The sequence below is a fragment of the Endozoicomonas sp. ALD040 genome, assembly GCF_049275945.1.
Classification (GTDB): Bacteria; Pseudomonadota; Gammaproteobacteria; order Pseudomonadales; family Endozoicomonadaceae; genus Endozoicomonas_A.
The window spans coordinates 870073-883424 of the sequence record NZ_CP184829.1 but is presented as its reverse complement, the minus strand read 5'-3'; the positions used below and the strand labels follow the sequence as shown (position 1 = coordinate 883424).

Below are 13352 nucleotides of genomic sequence, written 5' to 3'. Positions count from 1 at the left end.
ACGCCGGAGAGAGTTTTGCGACACACTCTCAGAGCGTGGGAACGAGTTGACAGGAGGTTGGGAAATCAATTACTCAAGCGTTACCCGGTTAGCTTCTTCGAGACTGGTCACACCCTCCAAAACCTTTAACAGTCCAGACTGGCGAAGGTTATTAAATCCTTCTTTCTGTGCAATTTCGGCAATCTGGAGGGAGTTGCCCTCTTCCATAATGATTTGCTGCAGAGCCGGTGTGATCTTTACGACTTCATAGATACCCACACGGCCTTTGTAGCCCTTGCTGCATTGATCACATCCCTTGGGGCCATAAATTTTGGCATACTTGATCTGCTCTTCGGTAAAACCTTCTTCCAGCAGTGTTTCTTTTGGGATGTCTTTTATTTCCTTACAGTGGTTGCATAAGCGTCTGGCCAGACGCTGGGCAATGATCAGGCTGACAGAGGTGGCAATGTTGAAGGAAGGAACCCCCATGTTTTGCAGACGTGTCAGTGTTTCCGGAGCGCTGTTGGTGTGTAGCGTGGACATGACCATGTGGCCTGTCTGGGCCGCTTTGATGGCGATGTTGGCCGTTTCAAGATCTCGAATCTCCCCCACCATAATGATGTCAGGATCCTGACGAAGGAAGGCTCTCAGAGCTTGAGAGAAATCCATCCCCTGCTTCGGATTAACGTTCACCTGGTTGATACCTTCCAGGTTGATTTCTACAGGGTCCTCGGCGGTGGAAATGTTTCTTTCCGGAGTATTCAGAATATTCAGCCCCGTATAGAGAGAGACGGTCTTACCGGAACCGGTGGGTCCTGTGACCAGAATCATACCCTGGGGTTGGTGCAAGGCTTCCATGTACATTTCTTTTTGGGTTTTTTCATAACCCAGGGCATCAATGCCCATTTTGGCACTGGAAGGGTCGAGAATCCGAAGTACGATTTTTTCACCCCAAAGGGTAGGCAGGGTATTGACCCGGAAGTCGATGGATTTGCTTTTGGACAGGCGCATTTTAATACGACCATCCTGGGGCTTACGTCGTTCTGAAATATCCATGGCAGACATTATCTTCAGACGGGATGCAATTCTGGGTGCCAGGCCAGCAGGTGGTTTGGCGGTTTCATGAAGAACGCCGTCGGTGCGAAATCGAACCCGATAGGTTTTTTCATAAGGTTCAAAGTGAAGATCCGATGCGCCTGATTTGATGGCAATGAGCAGCATTTTATTCACGAATTTTACGACAGGGGCATCGTCATCTTCCCCTGCTACTTCCTCATCGTTGTCTTCGACGGCACCCACTTCCAGCTCTTCAAGGTTATCAAATTCCTCATCATCGAAATTCGACAGGGCATCAACATTGCTATCCAGCAGTTGATCAATGAATCTGTCCAGCTTGTCTTCTTCAACCAGTACCGAATCCACCATAAGACCGCTGCTGAATCGGATTTCATCAATAGCTGTATGATCACTGGGATCAATTACCCCGACAAACAGTCTGGTCCCCCTCTTTATTAACGGGATCAGTTTATGCTTGCGAATCAGCTTTTCCTGAATCAGTTCCTTCGGGATGTTTTCAGGGTCAAAGGCATCAAGATCCATAACTGGCATGCCAAATTCTTCTGCGGTAGCCAGGGATATGTCTTTGGCGCTGAGTAAATTCTCCTGGACCAGGTAGCTGGCAAGGGGCTGCTTTGTTTTTTCTGCCTGTGAAAGTGCGGAGCGGAGTGTCTTTTCATCGATCAGCTGGTCGACAACCAGTCGAGCAGCCAGTCCTGTCAAAGGTTTATCGACCATGCCTTGTCTATCCGTTTATTGTTCTTGGGTCTGTTCTCTGATTTCTACTATATCAGCACTGAGACGAGAGCATAAACAGGATATTTCATAAAGTGTTGAAGAAGGTGTGGCGTTCACAGAGTATACGGTCTGGTAGAAGGAAGCTGAATTTTATAATGTCGGAGTCTGACAATGAACAAAGCCATTACCAGGGGGATAATGGCTTTTGCGGCACTCTTGTACATTTTTTACATGCTTTTCCAGATGCCAAGTGTCGGATTTTATTTACTGGCTGGCAAGGTAAAATACATGAGGCGGGTTGGGGTGCCCCGTTTACTATCTTCACCGTCATAGTAACTGACCAGCATAAATGTTTTGCCCCCTTGTACCGTTTCAGGACCCCGAGCAATCGCCTCAAAAGAGGTTTCGTGAATATCAAAGCCTATTCCATCTTCGAATAATTTCAGGGAGTCCTCTTGAAGGCTGTCAAAGATAAGGGTCTTGGACATAAAGTAGTCTGGTGCATCCATGAATGCCTTGTTCAGCTCGTTGTCAGCAAACATTTCACTGCCTTTGACATTCTTGCCACTGCTCAGGTCGACCAGATAAACCCGGGTAATAAAATTGGATTCAGAACTTCGATAAGGGAGCACTGTTTTCTCAAGGAACAGAGCCTCTTTCTTATTGAGAACCGCAATATCGCTGACTGTACGAATCGGGCTGCTCTTCAGCTGTTTCATTGCAGAAGGGCTTAAACCCAGAAGAGAAAAGTTATAGAGCTTCTCTGACAGAATTGTTACTTCACCCTTGGCAGGAAGCTGTTGGCTGTTCAGGTATTTTCCTGGCAGCGGTTCGCCATTGTTAGACAGTTGTTCTGTAGTAAAGGTCACCACCCTGACAGGTGGGACATGTTCATTGATATTCCATTGTTTGGCATCCTGAACCAGAGCTCCGGCGGTTGCTGCAACGTAATGGTTGCTCTTGGGAATACGGTCAAGACTTTTCACACCTAATCCCTGTTGAATACCCTTCAATCCCATGTGGAAAGGAATCCAGTTGTTGTTTTCAAAATGTTTAGGCAGTTTGAATGCGCTATCTACCTGACCGGGTCTGTGATCATTTTCTGTGAGCAGGAATTTTGATGACAGTCCGATATCGACGTGGTGAACACCTTTGGAGAGTTGCAGGGGAATTTCCCTGAAGGTATGCAGGAAGGCTGCCGGAATCAGGTCAAGCACAGGTACAGGGAAGAACTCATGGGCATCATACCAGGCTTTCAGAAAACCATTGTTTCGGGTGGCCAGACTGGTTTCGTCACGATTCGCGTGCCTGTAGCCGTAGCCTGCATAGGCGGGGATGTCGATTGCCCTGTAGTCAATAACGCCGGTAACGCCTCTATCACTCTGACTGGAGGAAATCATCAGCTCACCGTCTTTGGTCAGAGTGATGGCGCTGGGGGCAATATGACCATCGTTCAGCCAGAGGGGATGGGTTTTGGCATTCTTGCCTTCGGTGATAGGGTATTCGAACACTTCACTGGGTAAAGGTCCGCCGTGATTAGGATTCTGACGATCCAAAACCACCTTGCTCATATCCAGCTCGTAGTAGTGGGGCTTGGAAAAGACCCCCCAGCCATGACGACCGGTGAAGCCTGCTCCGGCATCTCCAGAAAGCAGGTAGAGTGTCCCTGTTGAACCATTTCCGACATGAGCGAAGTGAGCACCAGTAATATGAGTGACCCTTTTCTGGTCGTCCGGGCGCAACAGGTGACTTCCCAGATACCTGACGCTTTTATGAGGGGCTGATTTCCCTGGGGATTCTGCTGACCATCCGGGAGTCGAAAGAGTCAAGCAAAGCGTTAAGCCAACCAGGGCACTTCTTCTTTTCATCATTGATAAAAACACCTGAAATGAAACAACCCCATAAAGATAGCCATAATTTTTCATTGCAGGTGTATTTTTGACTGAAGTCGCTTCTAAAGCACCAGAGACGGGAAGGGAGTACCTGAAAGTCTGATAGTCAGGGTTTGATTGGGTTGCTTGGGCAAGTGAGCCATCGATCACAAAGCTCTCGGTTATAGAGATGCGATATAATGCGGCAGTCGCCTGCATGAATGCAGATGAAGAGCACGATAACACAGGGAAGAAGATCCGGTGGTCAGACAAGAGCTCCCACCGCTTCAGGCAGAAAGTCCTCAAACTGATCAGCTGTAGCCAGGGAGTCTCAATGAGCCTCCGCTTGCGAAAGCTTAACAGGTCTATCCTTAGCTGGGCTTCTTCAGAATAAACGGACATTACCGTCTGATGCAGCAGCTGGATCAATGGATACGTCGGCGCAAGCCGAAAACGCGGCACTGAAACGTGATCGGACCAGGTGCGGACCCGCTTAAGGAGTTGATGTGGAAGCCGGAGGTTAGAAACGTCCGACTGTCCGATTTAGCAGGTTTAAGTACCTGGTTAGGTACTTATCTACCGGCTTATTCGATTCAGTTACAATCAAAATAAGTCAAAGCCTGCTCTAAAAATAATTTAAAGCTGTTTGGAAAAGACTTTGTAAGAGTCGTTAATTCATTTAATAGCTTATTTATTTCTTCCAGATAACTCCAAGTCTCGGATACGTCAATTGTGTCGTTCTGGTCAAGATATTCTTTTAGCTTGTTGTTTAAAATCTGGTATGACAAGGCTTTCTGTGAAAATTCAGAACTATCTTTATCCGCCTTATCAGCTAATTCCGTTAGGGTGCCACACTTGTGCTCTTGAAAAGTGCCTGAAAAACTTGCGTCCCCAGAGACGCCAGCAACACTAAACAGCCTGCCCATTGCTACTGATTGCCCTGGATTGCCAGCTGAAACTTTCATCCGCTCAAAAGCCTTTTTTGCTAGCAATTCAGAATCATTCGTGACTGTTTTTGTGAGTGTGGCTAAATAAGCTTTGCTCATTGATAACGATGAAAAAACTCTCTCTAAAGATTCGTTCATAGATACTAAGTGAGGAATGATGGTGAAAATGGACTGAGACCCAAAGGTTGTTATGATAGTTTGAACTCTTTCAGCCAGTTCCAGAAACTCACTTCCTCTCCTGTCCATGTCATCTATAAGCTGTCGTCCTTGCTTTAAGTGTTCTTCGCTTATTTTAATCGCAAAGACAAAGGGAGATGAAACGATCAATATAACCGAAATAAAAACTGTGGTAAAAGTTTGCATAGGTGTTTCAACTTCTTTTCGGTTTGCATTTTTGCTCATGTTCTGCCAGCTAACCCCTGCTTCACCACGCGGGCAAAGCACGTCGGGAAGAGAGGTGAAGCCTCGGGATAGAATTGGCAGAATTACGCGATAACTATAGTGTAATCAGTGATAGCTGGGTGGTGATGTGCTGGCAGTGAGGCCCTGATACGCCAGGTAAATCTCCGGGAACCTCTGATGCGTCGGCAGCTACAGCGAAATTGTGAGATTGAGTAATGAACTTAAGGAGCTGGCCGGTCACAGCAGCTGATATTTAATGGAGAGAATCACCGTAACCGATTTCTTGTGAGGTGTCGGTAAGGGCAGGGAGCGCTCAATGGCTTTCAGACTACTGGCTTCGAATGCCTTTTTACCGGCCAGTACAGTCGCCTTTTCCAGTGTTCCGTCAGAGTTGATTTCAATTTTGATTTTTACTTCTCCTTCCAGTCGCCTTCTTTTAGCCTGGTAGGGATACACTTTGTAGCGATTGATCCGGTATTGAAGTTGAGCCACCCATTTCTGAAATTCATCAGGCTCCAAATGCCCGGCTTTTGAAGTGATGAGTTCTTCGACGGGCTCTCCCGATGTCTGCTGGTTGAGAGCAGATACCGGAGGCTCACCCGGTTTTGCGTGCCTGTGTTTGTTTTCTTCCTGATTGGCCGACTCTTGCTGAATCTTTTTCTTTTCGGCTCTGGTCGTTATGACTTTCTTGTTCTCTGCTTTTTCAGCCTGTTCTGTTTTTTCAGTGCTTTGAATGTGTTCAGTGTTTTCAATCTGAGAATCTGGCTTTGTCAATTCCGAGCCGGTCATTGCTTCTGTAGCGGTCAGGTTTTTTTCAATGGCAGGTGTTATGTCGGGTTGATGAGACACCAGTTTGATTTGAATGCCGGGTGATTTTGCAGCAGTCAACCAACTACTCCCGCTATAGCCCAAAAGTAAGGTGTGAAAGACAACTGACAACGTCAGGGGGATGACCAGATGCCTGATGGTGGTTTCCTGTTCCATGATTGGCAACCCACAGAGCATAGCAATTTAAACAGGAATTAAAGAAACAGGTCTGTAGAGGAAACCCCGACATGGTCAGGGCTTCTTAAGAATATCAGGAAGGCTTTACCGGGCTACCAAAATCCCGAGGCCCGGTATGACAAAGAAGGCCAGCAAAAGATACAGGAATGCATAAGCGCGGTTTTTTATAGCCAGATCAGACAATTTTTCTGCAGCGTAGAGAGGAATCTCACGGAGCCACCTGATGCCATAGATAAGGGCTACGGCAAACACGTTGAAGAACAAGTGTACCAGAGCAATGGTCATTGCGTGCTCTGCGTCTGCACCGACGATGGCCGTTGCTGAAAGCAGCGCTGTGATGGTTGTACCGATGTTGGCACCCAGAGTGACAGGGTACATCTGACGAACGGTGAAGACGCCACTGCCTACCAGAGGAACCATAAGACTGGTGGTAGTAGAAGAGGATTGCACCATTACGGTCATAACAGTACCGGAGGCAATACCGGAAATCGGACCACGACCAATAGACTTGTGCAGAATGTCCCTGGCACGTCCCACCATAACTTTTTTCAGCAGCTTGCCCAGTCTTACGACCGAGCTGAAGATAAGGAAGATACCGAAGGCGATCATGGTCAGGCCAGCCAGTGTGCTGTCGGGCAGAAGGCCTGCAAAATCCTTGACAATATTCACGGCCGGCTTGGTCAGGGGTTTGACGAAATTCAGGCTGCCCATATCAATAGCAGAGCCACCCACCAACAGTGCGGCTACGTGCTGTGAAATATCGCTCAGGAAGCCGGTCATCAATTCCAGAGGCAACAGAATCAGAACCGCCAGATAGTTAAAGAAGTCGTGAACTGTCGAAGCAGCAAAAGCTCGCTTAAAGGATTTGTCGCAACCCATGTGACCCAGACTGACCAGAGTATTTGTGATGGTGGTACCAATATTGGCTCCCATTATCATGGGGATCGCCATCTCTACCGGCAGGCCGCCAGCCACGAGGCCAACGATAACAGAGGTTACTGTACTGGAAGACTGAACCAGAGCTGTGGCGAGGGTACCGGCTATCAGTGCCAGCATAGTGTTGTTGGCAAAGCTGAACAGCTCTGCAGCTGCTTCTGCGCCACCTACGGCCATTTTAAAACCAGAGCCCACTACGCTGACGGCAACCAGGAGAGCATAGATCCAGAGGATAACTCTCAGCCAGATACGGCCATAGTGCCTGCTGGTGTATTTATAGTCAGCTTTGGTGCTGGCTTGACTTGTTGCTTCAGACATTTTCTGCACCTTGGTGCTGTGTGGATAATCAACGATGGTGTAAGAAATACTAATTTCCTATCTATAGGACGGCTGTAGAATAACACCGTCCCTCAATACGTAAGATAAAAACCGATGCAAGCATACAGCTATCGTAGATTCTCCAGCAAGAAGCAATCTAAAGGAACTTCCCTTACGAGACAGACTAAAGCAAGTCAGGAGTTCGCTAAACGCCACGGCTGGACACTATCAGACACCACATTTAATGATCTAGGTGTATCAGCTTTCAATGGCAATAACGTTGAACGAGGGCAGCTATCAGACTTCCTTCAGGCTGTTCAAAGTGGAGCCATTGCTACACCTTGCGTATTGATAGTTGAATCACTAGACCGTGTATCAAGGGACAAACTATCTCAAGCTTTAAGCACCTTCCAACTCCTCCTAACGAACAATGTCACTATAGCTACAGTCAGTGACAATCAGGTATACCCTCCCTCCGCAAAGGATGACTTAGGTTCTAGTATGGTCGCTATGGTGAATCTCCACCGTGCGCACGAAGAAAGCAAGATTAAGTCTGATAGAGCTAAAGCCTATTGGGAGGCAGCCAGAGAAGGCCGTCTAGTTAAACGTGGAGGCCGTGTGCCTTGGTGGTTAGAGCGTGACAACAAAGGCATATACACTGTTATAGAAGATAGAGCAAAGCTTGTGAAGGAGTTATTTGAGTTGTACATAGGAGGAGTTTGCGGAAGAGAACTAATAGAACACATGAACTCACACATAGCTAACGATAAGACATGGACAGCAACAGCCATTAGGTCATTATTAACGAGTTACGCTGTGATAGGGCTATGGATTCCACGCAGCGGTGAAACTAAAGAGCAGACAGGAGAGCCGATAAAAGTCTACCCTCCCGTCATTACAGAAAAGCTATTCTATGTGGCTCAGGAGTTCCGCAATAGACGCAACGGCGAGAGAGCCTTAAGAGGTAAATCAGTGAACACTGAGAACGTGTTTAAAGGAATCATTAGGTGTTCAGGCTGTAGCGGCTCAGTCAAGTATTCAAAGTCAAGGAAGCTATACAAGGGCAAAGCGTACGAATACCGTTACCTCTCATGTAACACATACAGGGATAACATAGAGTGCGCTAGCCGTGGCATGTTCGACTATAGCAAAGCTCTGGATGCACTTAAGTACCTCCTCTCATGCACTGACACACGTCCACCAGCTCAACAAACAAGTGAGCAATACAGTATTATTTCTGAGTTGGAAGGAGAAGTAAGTAAGCATAAGAAGGCTGTAGAGAACTATGAGGAAGCCATAGGCAACGCTGATGGCTCAATACCAAGCCTCGTAGCCAAGCTACAAGAAAGCATTGATGCCTCACGTTCAGCTCAAGATAAGCTTCAGGACTACAAAGCTAAACTTTCAGGGCAATTAGATATTGATGAGAGGATTAAAGCTTATGCTGAAGTGATGCTAGACATTGACTCCTCCTACAATGACTCCTCTGTCACTAACAAGGTTAATGCGAGACTTAGACAGCTCGGGATTACTCTAGTACTGAACAGTAAGGAAGACAAGGTGACGCTACTGGAACAAAGCGAGGAAGTAGCTTCAGTGGACTTAAGACAGCTTGAGGTAATCAAAGCTATTGAGTCTGGAGTGAGGAGAACATCAGGGCTGAAGATAAGAGCATAGTCATCATTAATCTGTCGCCTAAGACCTCCCTATAGAGCCTCCCTGAGAGGCTTTCTCCTCCTACCTACCACTATCGTACCACCTAAATAGAAAGACGCTTAGAAGAACTCTATGAAAGCCTGATTGCTTTACAGATTACACACAGATTTCTAGGGGTTTTATCCACTGCTGTATTGAAATCTTTTCCCGTATATTTCTGTCCCACTAGCACTATCAATATAATTTAAGAGGTTAATTAAATAGTTTGACATCCTTGAGTAAACACGAACTCCTGAGCCGGATTAGCAGCCACGTTAGCCGACACCTATCATCACTGCCAGCCACACCTAAGAAACCATGCGCTGTCGAAGGATGCAGGAAGCCAGTTAAGCAGACAATGCCTGTAATGGGAGTGAGTATCGGGAAGTACTGTAGTAAACACAACGCACACAATCAGTACCACGCACACCCCACTAAGAAGATTGGAAGGCTCGGCACGTATGAAAGAGCTTGGCTGAAGAGGAACATTGAAACACGTTGGGAGACACTCGAGAGCCGCCATAGATTGATTCATTGGTTAGGGAATTGTGAGAAGGAGTTAGGAGAGAGAAAGAACATTGCTACCTTCTTCCACAACAGCACACTTGATGAAAACAAGAAGCAGAGAAGCTACCCAATATGGAAAAGACTTATTCGCTATGGGAGAGAGCTTAGGCCGTACATTGGAGGCTTAAGTAAGCTTAAAGGCAGAGAAGCTTTAGCTCAGAACTTAGTACGTATTCACCTTGAAATGATATTAGTGGATGAATATGGAGGAGAGGAAAAAGGTTACATTCCAGAGTTACCCAAGATGCAACTGTTCTACTGGATGCGAACAGCTTTTGAAACTCCTAATATTGAAACTTCCCATGTCTTAGGTAAACCACATGAAAGGCTTCAGGGGCTTATGGATGGCTATAGAAAGTCTTATGTCTGGCCTGTAGTACTTGAGTGGCTGAAAGAACCCAGCGAGCCTAGAGCTTACGACAGGAACAAAGGGCTTAATGGGAGGGAGTCTTTTGAGAAGTATCTGAGGGATGCTGAAGAGAGAGCCAAGGATAAAGATTTGAAGCTCCTTAAGGCTGCTGTAGAGAAGCTTGAGAGGGACGCTGAGGATAGCAGTAGGGAAGCTAAGGCTAATCATAAAACAACTCCTATCACCACTCCTATGCAGCCTGATACAAGTACAATGACAAGGGAAGAATTAAAGGAGTATTACATAAGCATTGGAGCACTGGAGCAAGCGCAGTACCTATGAGCAAACAAGTATCAATAACAGCTATTGACCAAGACGATACACGCTATCAGGTAAGAGATAACCGCACTGGTTCATCTAATGATGCCCTAGCGTGTGAACTTGAGGAAAGACAGCACGTCAAGCGTATTGTTGAAGCAATTGAGACAAATAGGAGACTTCCACCCATTGATGTAGTGAAAGGAGAAAAGGGGAAGTATGTAATTGTTGATGGATGGCACAGGTTCAAAGCTCAGAAGAAACTGGAGAGACCACGAATTAGTGTCAATGTATTGGAGAATGTGAGCCTTGAGTACTACTTCAATCTCAATAGTGAACATAAAGGCCGACCACTTACATCCGCTCAAACTTCAGAACTCAAGTGGCAAAAGTTCCTTGTAAAGACTCTTAAAGAAAACAGCGAGCCAAAAAACAGTGAACTAGCGGGAGAGCTTGGGATAGCTGTTAGAACCTTGCAGAGCTGGCGCAAGCTTCTTAAAGATGCACAGAATGAAAACGCTTGGGAAGACGCAATAGAGCGCAACGAGATAACTGGATACCCCATAAAGGAAAAGCTTAGTCATGCTTTGAAGTATGGAGAGACTGAGTTTACTCCTGAGAATGGTTTGAGTAAGGAAGAGAAGAAGGTTGTAAAGAAGATACACCGATTGCTCTCTGGTAGAGGCATAAGGTATGACAAGGTTCTATCTGAGGTTCAATCCTTCTACCAAGGAGAAGATGAATTTGAGGACTTCTGATAGTACTACTATTCCCGATTAGTAGTAGCCCAGAAATGCACCAGAACAGCCTACAGATTGACCTGTAGCCCTTGGGAACACTGGAGAGGGCTGTAGGTGACTGGTGGAGTTCAGGGGGTGCATAGCCACACTTTAAGGAAAACCCTTCAGAAAACCCTACTCACTCCTACCTATCTCACCACCGAAACAGAAAAGCTCTTAGGGAGGCTACGAGGCTCTGAAGAGGTTCCCTAAAGGCTCCCTCCTGATGGTCTATGTACACCTCCTCCTACTTACAACTATTGATTGATACAAAGGAATGAGATTCATGTCCGTCCAGATTTGGGTACACATTGATTAATACAGGAGTGGGAGTAATAAAGGGAAGCTGAAGACCCTTCAGCAACTCCTTCTTACGCTCCTTCAATCGCTCCTACAGGCATCCAAATCTGGAGGTTTTAACTATCTCCTCATACAACAACCATGACCCATTATCCATTAGGCTCTATCACAAATATTCAACAACAATATCCATCTTGACGACTGGGTTATCACATAGTGCTCTAAGTAATTACACTTTATACCCTGATTTGCTATTGACTTCAGTTAGTAGGTGGTGGTAATGGGAGGAGTAATAAAGTCAAACCACCAGCCAAAACACACAGCCAAACACGCAGCCAAACACACAGCCAAACCAACAGACAACTATGTCTTCCCGTGAGATTGCTGAGTTGGTTGGTAAGCGGCACGATAACGTTATTGCTGCCATTGAAAAGATGTTAGACACACTTAAAGTAGGACGCCTTAAATTTAAGTCCTCCTACCTAACCCTACAAAACAAGCGGGCTAAGGAATACCTCCTCCCACGTCGTGAATGTGAAATCCTCGTAACAGGCTATGACGTAGTTCGCAGAGCAGCAGTCATTGATAGATGGATGCAGTTGGAGAAGGAGAAGCAACAAGCACAGCAGGCACAGCAAGTTATCCCTACCTCCACTGGTAACGCAGTGCTTGACGCTTTGATTCAAACACTGGTGTAATCCTTAACTGAAACAGCAGCGACACTAATAAGCATTAACAGTAGGGGTAGGCTTATGAAATTTAAATCAGTACCAACGGGAGTCTGGTGCATCATTGGAGCTTGCGTGATTGGCGCGCTATTGGGTGCAACAGCTGCGCTACTCCCGATCTTCTGCATGTAGTACTGAAGGAACTCAAAAGGGAACCTACTTTTGGATTTACCTGAGAGAACCAAGGGTTTTCTCTGAGAGCCACCAGCCAAACCACCAGCAAGTACCCCTTGAATATTTTTACCACAAATTTCTGAGCCCTTTCTTTATATATAGCGGCTGGCTGAATGTCCCCATAGGCCAAAGCCAAAGGCCGCCCCTAGGGTTAATCATTCTTTGTAATAGGAGGAGTAATTAATTCTTCTCCTTCCCTCTCCTTCTACCTCTCCTCCCTTCTATCTTCTCCTGTATCACTAGGGTACACCCTTGAGCCACACCGACAGTGACACAAATAGATGTATCAATAGGGTTGCTTTTGATAATGACACACGTATAATGCCGAAAGTCTAAAGCCTAATGACACACTAATAAGGTACACACAGCAATGTCTGAAGCAGCATACATACGAGTCTCCAGCACTGACCAGAACACAGAGAGACAATACGAGATAGTTAAAGAAGGAGTAAAAGTATTTGAGGATAAATGCAGCGGAAGCACAACCAATAGACCAGCTTTAGGTGAGCTTAAGAACTGGCTAAGAGAAGGAGACACAGTACACGTTCACAGCATTGATAGAATGGCTAGAGACTTGTTAGACCTTCAGAGCCTTGTTAATGAGTTTAATGAGAAGGGAGTTACTGTAGTGTTCCATAAGGAGAGTCTTACCTTCTCCTCCAATAAGAATGATTCAATGTCAAAGCTCATGCTTCAAATCTTTGGGGCTGTAGCTGAGTTCGAGAGAGCAAGGATTAAAGATAGACAGGCTGAAGGGATAGCCAAGGCGAAAGCTAAAGGAGTCTACAAAGGCCGTAAGCAATCAGTCGATAGGGATAGAGTAAGGGAGTTGAAAGCGGGTGGCATGGGAGCCACTGCTATTGCAAAGGAGCTAGGGATAGCCCGAAAGACTGTCTATAGAGTGCTTGAGGAGCAACAAGGTTAGTCACTTTATTTTCCTGTACTATTGGTTGTTATCCGTGGATAGAGATGATGGCGAAAATATAGGTGTTCTGTTTCAGAAATATTACAGTTATGACATTTTTTTGAAATATTTAAAAAGCCCTCCAGGACCAGAGGGTGTCGCAAAAGGTCAATTAAAACGCTTCAAGCTTCAAACCGTCATCTCCGCGAAGGCGGAGATCCACTGTTCGTGGTGGGTTCCCGCCTACGCGGGAACGACGATCTTGATATATCCTGCTGACCATACC

At 46.2% G+C, this 13352-nt stretch carries 10 protein-coding genes; 5 read left to right on the top strand and 5 right to left on the bottom strand.

Features of this window, described 5'->3' with window-relative positions; genetic code table 11:
* Positions 1-69 precede the first annotated feature (69 nt).
* The 5 genes from pilB to ACOJUN_RS03135 form a co-directional block, all read right to left on the bottom strand.
* Positions 70-1773: a type IV-A pilus assembly ATPase PilB gene (pilB, locus tag ACOJUN_RS03155; RefSeq protein WP_422135218.1), complete on the bottom strand. Its 1704-nt coding sequence runs from the start codon at positions 1771-1773 to the stop codon at positions 70-72.
* 260 nt (positions 1774-2033) lie between these two features.
* On the bottom strand, positions 2034-4046 hold the full coding sequence (locus tag ACOJUN_RS03150) for an esterase-like activity of phytase family protein (protein WP_422135217.1): 2013 nt from the start codon (positions 4044-4046) through the stop codon (positions 2034-2036).
* Positions 4047-4237: 191 nt separating this feature from the next.
* The gene (locus ACOJUN_RS03145) at positions 4238-4993 is read right to left on the bottom strand and encodes a hypothetical protein (protein ID WP_422135216.1); all 756 of its coding nucleotides are present in this window, start codon (positions 4991-4993) and stop codon (positions 4238-4240) included.
* 237 nt (positions 4994-5230) lie between these two features.
* Entirely contained in the window at positions 5231-5977 is a 747-nt protein-coding gene (locus ACOJUN_RS03140) for a TonB family protein (protein ID WP_422135215.1), read from the bottom strand.
* A gap of 105 nt (positions 5978-6082) precedes the next feature.
* Positions 6083-7252 (bottom strand): Na/Pi symporter, encoded by a 1170-nt coding sequence (locus ACOJUN_RS03135; protein WP_422135214.1) that lies wholly within the window; start codon positions 7250-7252, stop codon positions 6083-6085.
* Positions 7253-7366: 114 nt separating this feature from the next.
* Here ACOJUN_RS03135 and ACOJUN_RS03130 point away from each other — a divergent pair, with 114 nt between their 5' ends.
* From ACOJUN_RS03130 to ACOJUN_RS03110, 5 genes are all read left to right on the top strand, one after another.
* Entirely contained in the window at positions 7367-8929 is a 1563-nt protein-coding gene (locus ACOJUN_RS03130) for a recombinase family protein (protein ID WP_422135213.1), read from the top strand.
* 376 nt (positions 8930-9305) lie between these two features.
* On the top strand, positions 9306-10205 hold the full coding sequence (locus ACOJUN_RS03125) for a hypothetical protein (protein ID WP_422135212.1): 900 nt from the start codon (positions 9306-9308) through the stop codon (positions 10203-10205).
* A complete protein-coding gene (locus ACOJUN_RS03120) occupies positions 10202-10939 on the top strand; it encodes a ParB N-terminal domain-containing protein (RefSeq protein WP_422135211.1) in 738 nt (245 codons plus the stop codon). Before ACOJUN_RS03125 ends, ACOJUN_RS03120 begins: the two co-directional genes overlap by 4 nt.
* Positions 10940-11625: 686 nt before the next feature.
* Positions 11626-11958, top strand: coding sequence for a Rha family transcriptional regulator (locus tag ACOJUN_RS03115; RefSeq protein WP_422135210.1), 333 nt, complete (start codon positions 11626-11628; stop codon positions 11956-11958).
* 574 nt (positions 11959-12532) lie between these two features.
* The gene (locus ACOJUN_RS03110) at positions 12533-13087 is read left to right on the top strand and encodes a recombinase family protein (protein WP_422135209.1); all 555 of its coding nucleotides are present in this window, start codon (positions 12533-12535) and stop codon (positions 13085-13087) included.
* Positions 13088-13352: the final 265 nt, after the last annotated feature.

What these genes read in the sequence shown, in the direction of transcription:
- pilB (WP_422135218.1), bottom strand. Translation starts at nt 1,773, where the DNA reads ATGGTCGATAAACCTTTGACAGGACTGGCTGCTCGACTGGTTGTCGAC.
- ACOJUN_RS03120 (WP_422135211.1), top strand. Translation starts at nt 10,202, where the DNA reads ATGAGCAAACAAGTATCAATAACAGCTATTGACCAAGACGATACACGC.
- ACOJUN_RS03140 (WP_422135215.1), bottom strand. Translation starts at nt 5,977, where the DNA reads ATGGAACAGGAAACCACCATCAGGCATCTGGTCATCCCCCTGACGTTG.
- ACOJUN_RS03150 (WP_422135217.1), bottom strand. Translation starts at nt 4,046, where the DNA reads ATGTCCGTTTATTCTGAAGAAGCCCAGCTAAGGATAGACCTGTTAAGC.
- ACOJUN_RS03110 (WP_422135209.1), top strand. Translation starts at nt 12,533, where the DNA reads ATGTCTGAAGCAGCATACATACGAGTCTCCAGCACTGACCAGAACACA.
- ACOJUN_RS03115 (WP_422135210.1), top strand. Translation starts at nt 11,626, where the DNA reads ATGTCTTCCCGTGAGATTGCTGAGTTGGTTGGTAAGCGGCACGATAAC.
- ACOJUN_RS03125 (WP_422135212.1), top strand. Translation starts at nt 9,306, where the DNA reads ATGCCTGTAATGGGAGTGAGTATCGGGAAGTACTGTAGTAAACACAAC.
- ACOJUN_RS03135 (WP_422135214.1), bottom strand. Translation starts at nt 7,252, where the DNA reads ATGTCTGAAGCAACAAGTCAAGCCAGCACCAAAGCTGACTATAAATAC.
- ACOJUN_RS03145 (WP_422135216.1), bottom strand. Translation starts at nt 4,993, where the DNA reads ATGAGCAAAAATGCAAACCGAAAAGAAGTTGAAACACCTATGCAAACT.
- ACOJUN_RS03130 (WP_422135213.1), top strand. Translation starts at nt 7,367, where the DNA reads ATGCAAGCATACAGCTATCGTAGATTCTCCAGCAAGAAGCAATCTAAA.